Raw genomic sequence first — 15973 nt, 5'->3', positions numbered from 1 at the left:
GTGGCATAGTCTGGATGCACGAGAACGGCTATGAAGACCGGACCTGATATACCGTCAGTCGTAACGGGTCTTCGGAGCCGTTATTCTTGAATATAGGCCGCATAAACGCTGTTTATAGGTCACGATACTGAAATTAACGCTCTGATAGAGGTATCAAAGTCAGGGTCATTGACGAACGACAGACAGGACCTGCGCCTGACAAACTCATCGCCTGATACTCTGCAAACTGCCGACGTTTCCGGTCGGCTCGTCTTTATCCAGAAGGCAGTATCGCAATTATTAACGTCTTGCAGAACCCTGATTCAGCCATAAAACGCCAGCCGCTCGGCTAGCAGGTCGACAAAACCCTCCCGGTCGACATTCAGCAACACCGTGGTATTCGGCTGATTACCGGTCAGGAAGTAATAATCGACCACCGTCATGCCCTGGGTGTATTTCCCCTGGGTTTCCACGCCGACCCAGCGCTCAGCGCAGGTGAACAGCTCCGGCTTCAGCAGCCAGGCGATGGTGCAGGGGTCGTGCAGCGGGGCGCCGGTGAATCCCCATTTAGCATCCTTGTGATACTCCATAAAGAAGTCGAGCAGCTCGGCAACAACGGTGGCGACCGGGTTGCCGACCTGGCGGAAACGTTCGATATCCATATCATGAATCTGCGCCCGATGCGTGACGTCCAGCCCGGCCATCACCACCGGAATACCCGACTGGAAGACGATCTCCGCCGCTTCCGGGTCGACGTAGATATTAAACTCGGCGGCGGGCTGCCAGTTGCCAAGCACCATCGCGCTGCCCATCATCACGATGCGCGCGATCTTGTTGTGCAGTTCCGGGTGGCTATTCAGCAGCAGGGCGACGTTGGTTTGCGGGCCGGTGGCGACAATCGTCACCGGCTGCGGGCTTTCACGCAGCGTTTTCGCCATCAGCTCGACGGCGGTAAAGTTCTGCGGGGCAAAATCAGGCTCCGGCAGCGCCGGGCCGTCGAGCCCGCTTTCGCCGTGAACGTTGTCAGCGATGATCAGCTCCCGCATCAGCGGCTTACGCGCGCCGCCGGCCACCGGAATATCCTGGCGTTGCAGCAGCGTCAGCATGCGCAGCACGTTACGCAGGGTTTTCTCCGGCGTCTGGTTGCCGGCGGAGGAGGCGATGGCTTTGACGTCAAGTTCAGGTGAGGCGAGGGCGAGAACGATAGCGATGGCGTCATCATGACCCGGGTCGCAATCAAGGATGATTGGCAGTGCCATAGTAGCTCCTTTTATGGGCGATATCTGGTAGTGTCAGACCTGACTATGTTCTCGGAGAACTGAGTTCAGTAGAGGTGAAAAATTATAATATCTCCACGAATCTTAATGGGTTGATTAACAAAGTCTCGGAACAGGCTATCGCACGCCAGGTGCACTTACCCCTGGGAATGGTGCAGGAGGTTGTTATAGATGTCAGAGGGCAGATATTGACAGATGAAATTCGACGTAAAATTCTCAAAGACATCAACAGTAAATCAAACGGAATAATTAAAGCCTCAAGTATAAGGTTTATAGAGAAATGAATAGAATTGGTCTTTTAGGTGCAGCAACGATATATGGGCTGGGTTCCCCAGATGATGTTGAGCTTTTTTTTTCAACAGTCTCTGAAAGTCTTGAGCAGGGGCTTTGGGGGGCTAACTATCCTGTGGTTATGTTAAAGCTATATAAAAAAGCTCTGAATTTTGATGAGATAAAAACAGCAAAGCTAGAAATGGATGAGATACAATCAAGACTTTCCAGACTTCCCCTGGATAATGCGTTTTATTCCATGTTTGGCGTTGATAAGGATAAAACGGCCTGGGAAACCCAATCTACTGATTTGGCATCTTTTTTTGGTGGGTTTTTCAAAGGATTCAATACTGCCTATGAAATGACTCTTTTTCTTTATGATGATTTTGGCGAATTTGTTCCCATGCTATTGGGGCAAGCTGAGATACCCTATGCAATTGAAGACAGTAAGAGACCCGTTGAGGAGTTTGACTGTTTGACGGATGACGATCTTCCTTTCTGGAAGAGGTGATTACCCGGTGTAACCTTTTCCCGCAGTTTGTTGCGGGGAAAGGTTGTTTTGGAATCCAGAGACCGGACTTAACCTTTAATTTAATATTTTCAGCGGCTTACGAGTTGTATTGTCAGTCCATTCCTCCGAGTTTTAAATTCAGCCATAAAACGCCAGCCGCTCGGCTAGCAGGTCGACAAAACCCTCCCGGTCAACATCCAGCAACACCGTGGTATTCGGCTGCTTGCCGGTCAGGAAGTAATAATCGACCACCGTCATGCCCTGGGTGTATTTCCCCTGGGTTTCCACGCCTACCCAGCGCTCAGCGCAGGTGAACAGCTCCGGCTTCAGCAGCCAGGCGATGGTGCAGGGGTCATGTAGCGGGGCGCCGGTGAATCCCCATTTAGCATCCTTGTGATACTCCATAAAGAAGTCGAGCAGCTCGGCAACAACGGTGGCGACCGGGTTGCTGACCCGGCGGAAGCGTTCGATATCCATATCATGAATCTGCGCCCGATGCGTGACGTCCAGCCCGGCCATCACCACCGGAATACCCGACTGGAAGACGATCTCCGCCGCTTCCGGGTCGACGTAGATATTAAACTCGGCGGCGGGCTGCCAGTTGCCGAGCACCATTGCGCCGCCCATCATCACGATGCGCGCGATCTTGTCGTGCAGTTCCGGGTGGCTATTCAGCAGCAGGGCGACGTTGGTTTGCGGGCCGGTGGCGACAATCGTCACCGGCTGCGGGCTTTCGCGCAGCGTTTTCGCCATCAGCTCGACGGCGGTACAGTTCTGCGGGGCAAAATCAGGCTCCGGCAGCGCCGGGCCGTCGAGCCCGCTTTCGCCGTGAACGTTGTCAGCGATGATCAGCTCCCGCATCAGCGGCTTACGCGCGCCGCCGGCCACCGGAATATCCTGGCGTTGCAGCAGCGTCAGCATGCGCAGCACGTTACGCAGGGTTTTCTCCGGCGTCTGGTTGCCGGCGGAGGAGGTGATGGCTTTGACGTCAAGTTCAGGCGAGGGCGAGAACGATAGCGATAGCGTCATCATGACCCGGGTCGCAATCAAGGATGATTGGCAGTGCCATAGCGGCTCCTTTTTATGGGCGATATTTGTGATAAGGGTAACGCCAGGGAGCACAACAGACGAGAGAGGATAAAACAAAGCGTGATGCATGCCGCATTATGAAGGCAGGAGGGAAGAATATTTTCCCGACTGCGGGCTGGCGGGCGCTGGCTTCCCGCCCGGTCCGCGCTTGCCGGGGCGACGCAGGACGATGAGGCCGTGGCCGTAATGGGGACATTAACGCCGCCGCCCGGCGTTATCCCGGGCGGCGGCTGCGGCGTGTTACTCAAATCGCCAGGCGAGGTTGAGGCCAACGCCGTAGTTACGTCCCGGCGCCGGCTCGTAGTAGCGGCCGTTGGACTCGTTGACGATCACCGACCCGACGTAGCTGCGATCAAACAGGTTGTCGATACGGCCGAAAACGTCCATATCCATGTTGCCATAGCTCCACTTATAGCCGCTGGTGAGTCCGACCACCGTCCACGACGGCGCCTTAGCGGTGTTCTCATCGTTAGCCATGATATTGCTCATGTAGCGAATATCGCTGCCCGCGTACCAGCCGCGATCCGGCTGATAGCCAAACGAGGCGTAGCCCATGTTGCGGGCGATCCCCGGGATGCGGTTGCCGTTGCAGCTGGCGTCGTCGCAGACGTTGGTCCGGTAGGTGGCGTCCAGCCAGGTCCAGGCGGCCTTCAGGCGCCAGTTCTCAGCGAACTGCTGATCCAGCCCCAGCTCCATCCCCTGACGGCGGGTTTTGCCGGCGTTTTTATAGCTGGTGCGTCCGCCGCTGCTGGCGTCAACCACAATCTCGTTATCGGTATTGGTCTGGAACAGGGCGGCGGTGAACAGGCCGTTGCCGATCCGCGTTTTGCTGCCGATTTCAAACGTCTCGTTGGTTGAGGGCTGCAGGCCAAAGTTCAGGCCGCCCTGGTTGCCGGAGCGATAGGAGAGCTCGTTGATGGTCGGCGTTTCAAAACCACGGCCCGCGGAAGCGTAGACGTTCCACGCATCGGTCAGCGCATACTTCAGTGAACCCGCCGGCAGCCATTTGTGGTAGCTGGCGTCGCCGCTATCGTCCCCGTTGCCCGGGGTAATGTAGTAATCGTTTGAATCGAACCACACCGAGCTGTAGCGCACCCCGGCATCGAGAGTCAGTTTCTCCGTCAGCTGCCACTGGGTCTGCAGATAAGGGTCGATATTCCACATCAGGTTGCGTTCGTTGCGGCGCAGGTTGCCCTCTTCGCCGTACTGCGGCGCGCCGTTGGCCATCACGAAGTTTTCAAACCCTTTGCGGCGCTCGCTCATGGTTTCGTAATCAAGCCCGGTGGTGAAGGTCACCGGCACCAGCAGCTCGCCGCGGTGGGTCCAGCGGGTATCGATACCCTGATAGTGGCGGGTGAGGTCAATCACGCCGCCCGCGTGGCTCGGGTTAAGCTGCGGCGCGCGCGGAATCGACTGATACTGCGTGGTTTCACGCTCGCCGGCGTACATCATCACGCTCAGGTCGTCGCGCTCGCTCAGCTGGCGCTCGTAGCGTAAACCGGCCTGGGTCTGCTTGGTCGATTTGCGGGTGTTGTACTGATCGCCGCGCGGCGACTGGCGCGGGTTGTTTTGCCACTCGTCGTAGCTCAGGCCGCCGGCATCGTTGGCTTTGATATCCACGCTGTTGAACAGCAGCGTCAGCTTGCTGACGTCGTTGATGCGCACGCCGAGCTTCGCGTTGGCGAGGTTTTTCCGCGCCCCGCTGTGGTCGCGATAGCCGTGGGTGGTGAAGCGGTTGGTCGAGACGGTGTAATCGACGTCCCCGGCGTGGGTACCGTCGCCGACGGCGCCGGTGGCCTTCATGCCGTAGTGCCAGGTACCGAAGCTGCCGTAATAGCTGCTGGCTTCGATGGTCGGCGGCTGGCTGCCGCTCTGGCTGGTGACGTTAATCACCCCGCCGGAGGAGTTGCCGTACAGCGCGGAGAAGGGCCCGCGCAGAACCTCCAGCGAGTCTACGCTGCCGATATCGATATTGGAGGTTTGCCCCTGGCCGTCGGGCATGGTGGCCGGAATGCCGTCAACGTAGATCCGCAGCCCGCGCACGCCGTAGGTGGAGCGAGAGCCGAAGCCGCGAATCGAGAGCTGCAGGTCCTGAGCGTAGTTCTGCCGGTTTTGCACCTGCAGGCCGGGCACCGCACCCAGCGACTCGGAAAGGTTGACCCGCGGCGCGGCCTGGCGCATTTCGTCGCCGTTGACCACGCTGACGGCGGCGGGAGTATCGAGTTCGGAGACCGTCGTTGGGGCAGCGGTAACGACCATTGTCTGCTCGCCTTCAGGGCTGGACTGAGCCATAGCGACCAGCGGCAAAAGGAGGGCGGGAAGCGCAACCGTGCGCACGGAAAGGATTTTCATGGAAACACTCGCAAAACGAACCAAACGGAACATATCTCCATATGTTAACTCTTTTGTAATTTTTTGAAAATTATTAACGGAAGTTTAGTTAAATAATGGCAACTATTGGCTATTTTTTTCGCCCGCGAGCGCAATTAACGCTCCACTTTGCGTTAAATAATGATTACTATTCGCATTTATAAAATAGCGTAAAGCCATGACTTTACGCCACGGAAGCACTGTCGAGCAGGCACATATTTGTTTTATCAAAGGGAGTCGTCATGTCATTACGTCATCTGTCCACGCCGCGTCTGCGCCGTTCACTGTTGTTAACTTCACTGCTGCTGGCGGGGAGCTTCAGCGCTCACGCGGCAGAAGAAATGCTGCGCAAGGCGGTTGGAAAGGGCGCATACGAGATGGCTTATAGCCAGCAGGAAAATGCGCTATGGGTCGCGACTTCGCAAAGTCGTTCGCTGGATAAAGGCGGGATCGTCTATCGCCTCGACCCGACGACGCTGGAGGTGACTCAGGTTATCCATAACGACCTGAAGCCGTTCGGCGCGACGATCAACAACGCTACCCATACGCTGTGGTTTGGCAACACCACCGACAGCACCGTCACCGCGATTGACGCCAAAACCGGCGCCGTGAAAGGCCGTCTGGTGCTTGACGACCGCAAGCGCAGCGAAACCGTGCGTCCGCTGGCGCCGCGCGAGCTGGCGGTGAATGAGAAGACCAACACCGTTTATATTACCGGACTGGGTAAAGAGAGCGTTATCTGGGTGGTTGATGGCGACAAGCTGACCCTGAAAGATACCATTGCCAATACCGGCGCGATGGCGACCGGGCTGGCGGTTGATGCTGACGCGAAGCGCATTTACACCACCAACGCCGACGGTGAGCTGCTGACTATCGACAGCGACAGCAACAAAATTCTGAGCCGTAAAAAGCTGCAGGATGACGGTAAGGAGCACTTCTATCTGAACCTGAGCCTCGATACCGCAGGCCATCGCGCCTTCATCACCGACAGCAAACAGCCGGAAGTGCTGGTGGTCGATCTGCGCGACGGCAAAGTGCTGCAGAAAATCGCCGCCCCGGAATCGCTGGCAGTGCTGTTCAACCCGACCCGCAATGAAGCCTACGTGACCCACCGTAAGGCCGGCGAAGTCAGCGTGATCGACGGTAAAACCTACAAGGTCGTCAAAACCATTAAAACGCCAACCTATCCTAACAGCCTGGCGCTCTCCGCCGACGGTAAAACGCTGTACGTCAGCGTGAAGCAGGAATCAACCCGTCAGAAAGAAGCCACTCAGCCGGATGATGTTATCCGCATCGCGCTGTAAAGATTTACAGGAGGGGGAGACCCCTCCTGCCCGCCTGAATCACCCTCTGTTACAAACACCTGTTAGCCGTATTAACCTAATGGCTTTACAATCAACGCTTTCCCGCCTGCTGCGGGAGATGGGTAATCATTCTGGAGACGATATGAATAAGCCATTTATGGTTCTGTGCGCCGGCGCGATGCTGGCTTTACTGGCGGGCTGTACTTCAAACTATGTGATGACAACGAAAAGTGGGCAGACCATCGTGACCCACGGCAAGCCACAGCTGGATAAAGATACCGGCATGACCAGCTACACCGACGAATCGGGCAACCAGCGTCAAATTAACAGCAGCGACGTTTCGCAGCTGGTTAAAGATAACTAAGTCTGGATCGTCGTTGAAAAATGCGGTTTGACCGGCTTCGGCCAAACCGCAGTAGCGCTATTTTTGCGCCGTCTGAGCACCCGGCGCGGTGCGATGAATCGCAGCCACCCGGCGACGAACGCCAAACCAGCCGGCGACCAGCAGCACCGCAATCAGCGGAATTGAACCAATGGTGTAGGTGCCGTTCGGATAATCGAAGGCCATCAGCACCAGCACGCTGAGCAGGAACAGCAGGGTCAGCCAGGAGGTAAACGGCGCGCCCGGCATTTTGAAGCTTACGTCCGCCGCTCTTCCTTCCTTAATCGCTTTACGCAGCCGCATCTGGCAAACCACGATAAAGCCCCACGACGCAATAATCCCCAGCGAAGCCACGTTGAGGACGATCTCAAAGACCTGCGACGGCACCAGATAGTTGAGGAATACGCCGATGACGTAGACCGCCAGCGTCGCCAGAATCCCGGCGTAAGGCACCTGATGGCGGCTCATCTTCGACATAAACTGCGGTGCGGAACCGCCCATCGACATCGAACGCAGAATGCGCCCGGTGCAGTACAGGCCCGAGTTGAGGCTGGAGAGCGCCGCGGTTAAGACCACGATATTCATCACGCTGCCAATGTACGGCACGCCGAGCTTCGAGAAGAAGGTGACGAACGGGCTTTGCCCCGCCTGATAGGCGTTCCACGGCAGCAGCAGCACCAGCAGCACCACGGAGCCGACGTAGAACAGGCCGATACGCCAGATCACGCTGTTGATCGCGCGCGGCACCATGGTCTGCGGCTCTTTGCACTCCCCGGCGGCGGTGCCGACCAGTTCGATGGAGGCGAAGGCGAACACCACCCCCTGCACCAGCACCAGCGCTGGCATCAGGCCGTGCGGAAACAGGCCGCCGTTATCGGTAATCAGGTGGAAGCCGGTGGCGTTGCCGTCCAGCGGTTTTCCGCTGCCGAGAAAAATGGTCCCGACCACGAGGAATGCCACAATCGCCAGCACTTTGATCAGCGCAAACCAGAACTCCATTTCGGCAAACCACTTCACGCCGATCATATTCATGGTGCCGACGATCGCCAGCGCGCCGAGGGCGAACACCCACTGCGGAACGTCGCCGAAGGCTCCCCAGTAGTGCATATACAGCGCTACGGCGGTGATGTCGACAATGCCGGTCATCGCCCAGTTGATAAAGTACATCCAGCCGGCAACGTAGGCCGCTTTTTCACCGAGAAATTCGCGGGCGTAGGAGACGAAGCTGCCGCTGGAGGGCCGGTGCAGCACCAGTTCGCCCAGCGCGCGGAGGATAAAGAAGGAGAACAGGCCGCAGACCAGATACACCAGGGCCAGCGCGGGCCCCGCCATCTGCAGGCGCGCGCCGGCGCCGAGGAACAGACCGGTACCAATCGCGCCGCCGATGGCGATCATCTGCACCTGACGGTTGCCCATTGCCTTGTGGTAACCCGACTCCTGCGAGTTGAGCCAGTGACGTTTTGCGGCCTGATGCTCGGCCGCGGCGTTGTGTTTTGTATTCATTGATGTACCCATTTTCCTGTCAATGTCCATGAGTGGTTCCTCGCACCGCCGAGTGGCAGCACGTTATGCTGGCTTTCTCATCATTCTGACGTAGGAGATAAGCAGAGCATGGCGCAGCATCCTACACGCAACGTGATAGTGACGCACGTAAAACATGTTTGTACCGCACTTGCTTATATATCAATGGGTTCAACGCCGCAGCGCGTCCACGAGCAGAGAAAAGGCGGCGGTGTGCTGGCGGCGGCTGGGGTAATAAAGATGGTAGCCGGTGAAGGAGGGGGTCCACGCCTCAAGAAGCCTTATCAGCCGTCCGTCGGTGAGAGCCTCGGCGACGGAATCCTCCGGGACATAGGCCAGCCCGAGGCCGGATTCGGCGGCATCTATACGCTGAGGAAGGCTGTTTAGCGTGATTTGTCCGTCAACGCGTACCCGCACTTCGCGCCCCTCCTGCTCAAACTCCCAGGCATAAATGCCGCCGAGGGTCGGTAAACGCATATTAATGCAGCGGTGCCGTTCGAGCTCATAGGGCGTTTGCGGCGTGCCGAAGCGCGCGAGGTAGTCCGCAGAGCCGACGACGGCCATGCGCATATCGGGGGCGATCCGCACCGCAATCATATCCTTGGCAACCTGTTCGCCGAGACGGATCCCGGCGTCAAAGCGTCCATCGACGATATCGGTCAGGCCGTTATCAACGGTAATTTCGATATTAATGTCGGGATACTGCAGCATAAAGGGTTTCAACGTCGGCCAGAGCACGGCGCTGACCGCGTGCTCGCCCGCGGTCAGGCGGATATTGCCGGCCGGATGCTCGCGGGTGTCGCGCAGGGCGCTGAGCTCCTGCTCAATTTCCTGCAGATGCGGGCCGAGGCGCTGAAGCAGCCTGTCGCCAGCTTCGGTTGGCGCGACGCTGCGGGTGGTGCGGGTCAGCAGGCGAACGTCGAGCCGGGCCTCCAGATTACGCATGGCGTGGCTCAACGCCGACTGAGAAACGCCGAGCTGGGCGGCGGCACGGGTAAAGCTGCGCTCGCGGGCCACCACCATAAACGACAGCAGGTCGTTAATATTGTCTTTAAGCATCGTTTTTCCGGATTAATGAATTTAGCTCATAGTTCCTTTCTGATTTCGCAGTCTAATCGCGGCCCCGCGCTTGCGCTATCTTTAGTGCAACACATAAGAGGAGAGCATCATGAATATTAGCCACAGCGGCTCACAGCCATCACGAAAAGGTCCCGCAGACTGGTTTACCGGCGACGTGCGTATCGATGCGCCTTTTCAGGCCACCGAGCCGGCGAAAGTGGGCGGCGCGACGGTCACCTTCGAACCCGGCGCGCGCACTGCCTGGCATACGCATCCGCTGGGCCAGACGCTGATTGTGGTCCAGGGACGCGGCTGGCTGCAGGAGTGGGGCAAAGAGCCGCAGGCGCTGAATCCGGGCGATATCGCGTGGATCCCACCGGGCGTGAAGCACTGGCACGGCGCCAGCAGCGCGACCGCGATGGTGCATATTGCCATCGCCGAAGCGGAGAACGGCAGCGCGGTGACCTGGCAGGAGCACGTCAGCGACGAGCAGTACAAGGGCTGCTAAACGCTACTGCCGCCGGTTAGCGCAGGCGCTGAGCCGCAATTTTCATCCCCGACGCGGCCGTTTGTCGGCTATTATTCTCAGCCCCACAACAAGACATGGCTGAGCGTAGACGATGAAAATCAACGTAGTAGGGACCAGCGGCGTCGGCAAATCGACCCTCGCCCGGCGGATTGCCCGGCAGCTGGCGCTTCCCTGTATCGAAATGGATCGACTCTACTGGCTTCCGCAGTGGCAGGGCACGCCGGACGCGGAGTTCTTCGTAAAGATTGCCGCTGCCACCGACGCCCCCGGCTGGGTGCTGGACGGCAATTACAACCGCAGTCGCCCGGTCAAGTGGCGCGAGGTCGATCTGGTGGTCTGGCTGGACTACGGTTTCTGCCGGACGCTGAGGCAAGCCGTCTGCCGGGCGGTCTTCCGCGCCAGCCGCCATCAGGAGCTGTGGCCGGGGACCGGCAACCGTGAGAGCTTCCGTCGCTCCTTTTTTAGCCGCGAATCCATTATCTGGTGGACCATCAAAACCTGGAAACAAAATCGCCAGCGTTATCAGTCTGATATGAGCGACCCGGCGTATCGGCACATTCGCTTTGTGCGCCTGCGCAACCCGCGGCAGACGGAGGATTTTATCCGCCGGCTGACCACGCAGCCTGCTCAGCATTAAGCCTGTATATCTATTTTCCGGCAGAGTACATGTAAATAAATTGTTTCTCAGCCGCCGCCCCAGATTCTAATAATGCAGACATGTTAGTTAATACGAGTCTGCGAAATGTCTTATCGAATCAGTATTCTGGATAAAAGTCCGCTTGCGGCTGGGGAAACGGCCGCTCAGGCGCTGACCCGAACTTTAACCCTTGCGCAACAGGCGGAGGCCTGGGGATATCATCGCTTCTGGATAGCCGAACACCATAATACCGATCAATTAGCCAGCCCGTCGCCGGAGCTGGCGATCGCCTGGATCCTCGGCCAGACCCGGCAGATTCGCGTTGGGTCCGGCGGGGTGATGCTCCAGCACTACAGTCCCTATAAAGTCGCGGAAAACTTCAACCTGCTGGCCTCTATTGCGCCGGGCCGGGTGGATCTTGGCGTCGGTAAAGCCCCCGGCGGCCTGCCGCTCTCCACCCGCGCGTTGCAGCAGGGGCTGAATCAGGAAGATAAAGGCACCTTTGCCGACCAGCTGGCCCAGCTTGATAACTGGCTATCGCTGACCGAGGCTGAAGGTGAAGAGAGCGTGCGGGCGACGCCTATTCCGCCGCGGCGGGCGGACGGCTTCCTGCTCGGCGCCAGCCTTGAGAGCGCTCGTCTCGCCGCCCAGCTTGACTGGAACTTTGTCTTTGCCGCCCACCTTAACGGCGATAAAGCGCTGCTTCGCGAGGTGCTGACCCGCTGGCGCATGCTGAGCCGCCGGGATGCCATTATCGCCGTGCAGGCGATCGCCGCCGAGGATAGCGCAGCGGCGAGCGAACTGGCGAAACAGGTTGAGATCTGGGGCGTCGAGCTGGAAAACGGCCAGCGGGTGACCGTCGGCAGCGAGGCCCAGGGCATCGCCTTTGCCCGCCAGGCGGGCAGCGCCCCGACGCGCATCGCCCGCCGCGAATCGTCGCTGCTGGCCGGTACCGCCGATGAGGTCAAAGCGCAGCTGGACGAGCTGCACGCGGAGTGGGGAATCGACGAATTCATCATCGATACGCCGGTCACCGAAGGTGAGGCCCGGCTGAATTCATTGCGCCTGCTGGCTCAGGCCCATCAGGGCGCGGAGGTGCTTCCATGAGCTTTGCTGAACAGCTGATCCGCTGGCGGCGCGAGCTGCACCAGTACCCTGAGCTCTCCCTGCAGGAGGTGGCCACCACCGCGCGCATCCGCGACTGGCTGCAAAGCGGCGGCCTGCGCCTGCTGCCCTACGAGCTGAAAACCGGCCTGGTGGTTGAGGTAGGCAGCGGCGAAAAGCTCATAGCCCTGCGGGCGGATATTGACGCGCTGCCGATTGAAGAAGCGACCGGCCTCGCGTATCGGTCGCAAAACGAAGGCGTGATGCACGCCTGCGGCCACGACATCCATACCAGCGTGATGCTGGGGGCCGCGCTGCTGCTCAAAGAGCGCGAAGCGCAGCTGCCGGGCCGGGTGCGGATCCTGTTCCAGCCGGCGGAAGAGAGCTTTGGCGGTGCCAAAACGCTGATCCGCGCCGGCGCTCTGGAAGGGGTGGCGGCCATTTTCGGGATGCATAATGAACCGGGGCTGCCGGTAGGAGAGTTCGCCACCCGCGGCGGCGCCTTTTATGCCAACGTCGATCGCTTCGTCTTTAAGGTCACCGGCAAAGGCGCGCACGCCGCGCGGCCCCACGAAGGCAAAGATGCCATCCTGCTTGCCAGCCAGCTGGTCACCCTGCTGCAGAGCGTTGCCAGCCGGGAGGTTAATACCCTCGATTCGGTGGTGCTGAGCGTGACGCGGATCCAGGGCGGCAACACCTGGAACGTTCTGCCGGAGAGCGTGGAGCTGGAAGGGACGCTGCGCACCCACAGCAGCGAAGTGCAGCAGCGGGTGAAGGCGCGGGTAAGCGAAATCGCCGCCGGTTTTGCCAGCGCCTTCGGCGCGCAGATCGACGTTTTTTGGTACTCCGGGCCGACGGCGCTGGTTAACGACGAGCGCTGGGCGGCGTTTGCCAGTGAGGTTGCCGACGACGTCGGCTACCGTACCCATCACGCGGACCTGCATATGGGCGGGGAAGATTTTGCCGTCTACCTGCAGCATATCCCCGGCGCCTTTGTCAGCATCGGCAGCGCCAGCGAATTCGGTCTTCACCATCCCGGATTTAATCCGGATGAGAATTTAATCGCCCCGGCGGCGCGCTATTTTGCGACCCTGGCGGAACGGGCTTTACAGCAAATTTAGATTTTAATTACCGGCAAGGGAAGGGTGAACTATGTCTGAAAAACGACAGCTGCGTCTTGGCACCATATTACACGGCGCCTCGGGAAATATGTCCGCCTGGCGTCACCCGTTAGCGCAGGCGGATGCCAGCATTAATTTTGAGTTTGTTAAGCAAACGGCGTTAAAAGCGGAAGAGGGTAAGCTCGACTTTATATTTGTCGCCGATGGCCTGTATATTAATGAGAAATCCATTCCGCACTTTTTAAACCGCTTTGAGCCGCTGACGGTGCTCTCCACGCTGGCGGCGGTGACCCGCAACCTCGGCCTGGTGGGCACGCTATCCACCTCCTACAGCGAGCCCTTTACCACCGCGCGCCAGTTCGCCAGCCTCGACCATCTCAGCCAGGGCCGGGCGGGCTGGAACGTTGTCACCTCGCCGCTGGAGGGCTCGGCAAAAAACTTCTCCCGCGCTCAACACCCCGACCATGCGCTGCGCTATCGCATCGCGGATGAATATCTAAAGGTGGTTAAAGGGCTGTGGGATTCATGGGAAGAGGACGCCTTCGTGCGTAATAAGGCCAGCGGCCAGTTCTTTGATAAAAATAAGCTGCATGCCCTCGATCATCATGGCGACTTTTTTAAGGTTGCCGGTCCGCTGAATATTGCCCGCACGCCGCAGGGGCGCCCTATTATATTTCAGGCAGGCGCTTCTGATGATGGTAAAAAGCTGGCGGCGAGCCATGCCGACGCCATTTTTACCCATCAGGAATCTCTTGAGGAGGCGCAGGCGTTTTATCGCGATGTTAAAGGCCAGCTCGCGGCGTACGGTCGTCAGGAAGACGAATTGCATATTTTCCAGGGCGTCAGCGTCATCGTGGGCGACAGCGCCGAAGACGTGGAGCAGCAGTATCAGACCACCGCCGCGCTGGTATCGATTGAGGATGCCCTTAACTACCTCGGACGCTATTTCGAGCATCACGACTTTGCGCAGTATCCGCTTGATGCGCCGTTCCCGGATATTGGCGATCTCGGGCAAAACAGCTTCCGCAGCACCACGGATGAGATTAAGCGCAGCGCCCGCGAGCGCGGCCTGACTCTGCGCCAGGTGGCGCTGGAAGCCGCCAGCCCGCGTCCGCGCTTTTCCGGAACGCCGCAGCAGGTCGCCGACGGTCTGCAGCAGTGGTTTGAACAGCGCGCCGCCGACGGTTTTATTATCCAGGGCGGCACGCCGGACACCTTCCCGCGCTTTGTTGACCAGGTCGTGCCGGTTCTGCAGCAGCGGGGGCTGTTCCGCGAGGCGTATCCCGGCACCACCCTGCGCGCAAGCTTAGGGCTGGCCGAGCCGGTCAATCAATTCCAACAACAATAATAAGAGAACACCCGCTATGCAGAAAAAGTCACTTATTCTCGCGCTCGCCCTGGCCGCAAGCGCTTCGTCGTGGGCGCAGAGCGTCAATATCAACGGCACCGGGGTCAGTCTTGAAGCCAACAAAGCGCCGGTGCATACGGCAAAAAATCCGCAGGCGATTGCCCAACTGCCGAAGGATCTGCACCTCGCGGTACCGGGAAAATTCACCGTCGCGGTGGCGGCGCTGAACTCGCCGCCGCTCACCGTCTTTTCTGACGATAACAAAACCCTGCTCGGCAGCGAGGTGGATATCGCCCGCCTGGTGGCCGATAGCCTCGGCCTGCAGCTGAACGTGGTCCCGACCTCGTGGGAGGACTGGCCCCTCGGCGTGGTCTCCGGCAAATATGATGCCGCGATCAGCAATATTACGGTGACCAAAGAGCGCAAAGAGAAGTTTGATTTCGCCACCTACCGCAAGGATTCGCTGGGTTTCTACGTCAAAAGCAGCAGCCCGCTGAGTAAAATTGACCGGGCGGAGGATATTGCCGGCCTGCGCATTATCGTCGGCTCCGGCACCAACCAGGAGGCCATTCTGCTGGCGTGGAACGCGGAAAACCTCAAGAAGGGGCTGAAGCCTTTTACCCCGGTCTATACCAAAGATGACGCCGCTCAGACTCTGGCGATCCAGTCCGGCCGCGCCGACGCCTTCTTTGGCCCCAACGTGATTGGCGCATGGAAAGCGGCGCTTACCGGCAAAACCAGGCTGGTGGGCAGCGTTGACGGCGGCTGGCCGAAGGCGGCCCATATCGCCGTGACGGTGAAAAAGGGCAGCGGCCTGGTCACCCCGGTGCAGACGGCGCTGAACGGCGCCATCCACAGCGGCGACTACGCCAAAGTGCTTAACCGCTGGGGGGAAGGCGTCGAGAGCATCCCACAGTCAGAGATTAATCCGGCCGGACTGGGCGATTAACAGGAGTCAGTATGAGCGACGTATTCCGCGATGTTTCACCCGAAGCCCCCGAGCTGCAGCCGGTTATTGACGGCCTGTTTGCCGAGTACGCTTCGCGCTACGGGGACTATTTTTCCCGCGATGCCGAAGTTGAGCTAACCGAATGGTATCTGGCGCCGCAGGGGCTGTTTATCGTACTCGAGCGCGAGGGGGAGATTATCGCGACAGGTGCCTACAAGCCGAAGGACGCCAATACCGCCGAAATTAAGCGCATCTGGACCCATCACGCGCTGCGCCAGCAGGGGCTGGCGGCGAAGGTGGTGCAGGAGCTGGAGCGTCGGGCGGTGCTGGCGGGCTACAGCCATATCTACCTGACCACCGGCTTTCGCCAGCCGGAGGCGGTGAAGCTCTATCTCAGCCAGGGCTATGAGCCGCAGTTTGACCTCGAACGCAACCCGGAAGAGTACAGCCAGCCGCCCTATGATGGACGACTGCGGTTTAGCAAAGCGCTGGCGGTTAGCGCGCTAGGCCAGAGCGCCTGAGG

12 protein-coding genes and 2 pseudogenes are annotated in these 15973 nt (G+C 59.0%); 9 read left to right on the top strand and 5 right to left on the bottom strand.

The genetic code is table 11. From position 1 onward, the window contains the following. Window positions 1–302: 302 nt before the first annotated feature. Window positions 303–1238 carry a pyrimidine-specific ribonucleoside hydrolase RihA gene (gene rihA / locus EDF75_RS14290; RefSeq protein WP_133599893.1) on the bottom strand — a complete coding sequence of 312 codons (936 nt, stop codon included), beginning with the start codon at window positions 1236–1238 and terminating at the stop codon, window positions 303–305. A gap of 298 nt (window positions 1239–1536) precedes the next feature. On the opposite strand from rihA (EDF75_RS14290), the gene EDF75_RS14285 reads away from it, so the two are divergent. Further along, complete coding sequence (locus tag EDF75_RS14285; protein WP_133599892.1) at window positions 1537–2037, top strand: Imm70 family immunity protein; 501 nt, start codon at window positions 1537–1539, stop codon at window positions 2035–2037. A 138-nt stretch (window positions 2038–2175) separates the two neighbouring features. Here the strand turns inward: EDF75_RS14285 and rihA (EDF75_RS14280) are convergent. Further along, window positions 2176–3106 (bottom strand): annotated as a pseudogene (rihA, locus tag EDF75_RS14280) (pyrimidine-specific ribonucleoside hydrolase RihA). A 260-nt stretch (window positions 3107–3366) separates the two neighbouring features. Further along, window positions 3367–5478: a TonB-dependent receptor PqqU gene (gene pqqU, locus EDF75_RS14275; protein ID WP_166646181.1), complete on the bottom strand. Its 2112-nt coding sequence runs from the start codon at window positions 5476–5478 to the stop codon at window positions 3367–3369. 260 nt (window positions 5479–5738) lie between these two features. Between pqqU and yncE the strand changes: the two genes are divergently transcribed. Then, entirely contained in the window at window positions 5739–6800 is a 1062-nt protein-coding gene (gene yncE, locus EDF75_RS14270) for a 7-bladed beta-propeller protein YncE (RefSeq protein WP_133599891.1), read from the top strand. A 142-nt stretch (window positions 6801–6942) separates the two neighbouring features. Continuing rightward, on the top strand, window positions 6943–7164 hold the full coding sequence (locus tag EDF75_RS14265; protein WP_041145366.1) for a YgdI/YgdR family lipoprotein: 222 nt from the start codon (window positions 6943–6945) through the stop codon (window positions 7162–7164). A gap of 57 nt (window positions 7165–7221) precedes the next feature. Here the strand turns inward: EDF75_RS14265 and ansP are convergent, their stop codons facing one another. Both ansP and EDF75_RS14255 read right to left on the bottom strand, forming a co-directional pair. Next, window positions 7222–8685: an L-asparagine permease gene (gene ansP / locus EDF75_RS14260; protein WP_133599890.1), complete on the bottom strand. Its 1464-nt coding sequence runs from the start codon at window positions 8683–8685 to the stop codon at window positions 7222–7224. A gap of 189 nt (window positions 8686–8874) precedes the next feature. After that, the gene (locus tag EDF75_RS14255) at window positions 8875–9762 is read right to left on the bottom strand and encodes a LysR family transcriptional regulator (protein WP_133599889.1); all 888 of its coding nucleotides are present in this window, start codon (window positions 9760–9762) and stop codon (window positions 8875–8877) included. 109 nt (window positions 9763–9871) lie between these two features. Between EDF75_RS14255 and EDF75_RS14250 the strand changes: the two genes are divergently transcribed. The 6 genes and pseudogenes from EDF75_RS14250 to EDF75_RS14220 all read left to right on the top strand — a co-directional run bounded on the left by EDF75_RS14250 (window position 9872) and on the right by EDF75_RS14220 (window position 15971). Beyond that, complete coding sequence (locus tag EDF75_RS14250) at window positions 9872–10270, top strand: (R)-mandelonitrile lyase (RefSeq protein WP_133599888.1); 399 nt, start codon at window positions 9872–9874, stop codon at window positions 10268–10270. Window positions 10271–10382: 112 nt separating this feature from the next. Beyond that, window positions 10383–10928, top strand: coding sequence for a P-loop NTPase family protein (locus tag EDF75_RS14245; RefSeq protein ID WP_133599887.1), 546 nt, complete (start codon window positions 10383–10385; stop codon window positions 10926–10928). 105 nt (window positions 10929–11033) lie between these two features. After that, a complete protein-coding gene (locus EDF75_RS14240; RefSeq protein WP_133599886.1) occupies window positions 11034–12035 on the top strand; it encodes an MsnO8 family LLM class oxidoreductase in 1002 nt (333 codons plus the stop codon). Continuing rightward, the gene (locus EDF75_RS14235) at window positions 12032–13153 is read left to right on the top strand and encodes a M20 peptidase aminoacylase family protein (protein WP_133599885.1); all 1122 of its coding nucleotides are present in this window, start codon (window positions 12032–12034) and stop codon (window positions 13151–13153) included. The genes EDF75_RS14240 and EDF75_RS14235 overlap by 4 nt, the downstream gene beginning before the upstream one ends. Before the next feature lie 31 nt (window positions 13154–13184). Continuing rightward, window positions 13185–15450 (top strand): annotated as a pseudogene (locus EDF75_RS27370) (NtaA/DmoA family FMN-dependent monooxygenase). An 11-nt stretch (window positions 15451–15461) separates the two neighbouring features. Further along, a complete protein-coding gene (locus EDF75_RS14220; RefSeq protein WP_133599882.1) occupies window positions 15462–15971 on the top strand; it encodes a GNAT family N-acetyltransferase in 510 nt (169 codons plus the stop codon). Window positions 15972–15973: the final 2 nt, after the last annotated feature.

This window comes from Klebsiella sp. BIGb0149, assembly GCF_004362605.1.
Taxonomy (GTDB): Bacteria; Pseudomonadota; Gammaproteobacteria; order Enterobacterales; family Enterobacteriaceae; genus Klebsiella; species Klebsiella terrigena.
This window is presented reverse-complemented; position numbering and strand designations above follow the sequence as displayed.

Coding starts and splice junctions, on each gene's coding strand:
- EDF75_RS14285 (WP_133599892.1), top strand. CDS start 1,537: ATGAATAGAATTGGTCTTTTAGGTGCAGCAACGATATATGGGCTGGGT.
- EDF75_RS14240 (WP_133599886.1), top strand. CDS start 11,034: ATGTCTTATCGAATCAGTATTCTGGATAAAAGTCCGCTTGCGGCTGGG.
- EDF75_RS14250 (WP_133599888.1), top strand. CDS start 9,872: ATGAATATTAGCCACAGCGGCTCACAGCCATCACGAAAAGGTCCCGCA.
- EDF75_RS14245 (WP_133599887.1), top strand. CDS start 10,383: ATGAAAATCAACGTAGTAGGGACCAGCGGCGTCGGCAAATCGACCCTC.
- ansP (WP_133599890.1), bottom strand. CDS start 8,685: ATGAATACAAAACACAACGCCGCGGCCGAGCATCAGGCCGCAAAACGT.
- EDF75_RS14235 (WP_133599885.1), top strand. CDS start 12,032: ATGAGCTTTGCTGAACAGCTGATCCGCTGGCGGCGCGAGCTGCACCAG.
- EDF75_RS14265 (WP_041145366.1), top strand. CDS start 6,943: ATGAATAAGCCATTTATGGTTCTGTGCGCCGGCGCGATGCTGGCTTTA.
- EDF75_RS14220 (WP_133599882.1), top strand. CDS start 15,462: ATGAGCGACGTATTCCGCGATGTTTCACCCGAAGCCCCCGAGCTGCAG.
- yncE (WP_133599891.1), top strand. CDS start 5,739: ATGTCATTACGTCATCTGTCCACGCCGCGTCTGCGCCGTTCACTGTTG.
- rihA (WP_133599893.1), bottom strand. CDS start 1,238: ATGGCACTGCCAATCATCCTTGATTGCGACCCGGGTCATGATGACGCC.
- pqqU (WP_166646181.1), bottom strand. CDS start 5,478: ATGAAAATCCTTTCCGTGCGCACGGTTGCGCTTCCCGCCCTCCTTTTG.
- EDF75_RS14255 (WP_133599889.1), bottom strand. CDS start 9,762: ATGCTTAAAGACAATATTAACGACCTGCTGTCGTTTATGGTGGTGGCC.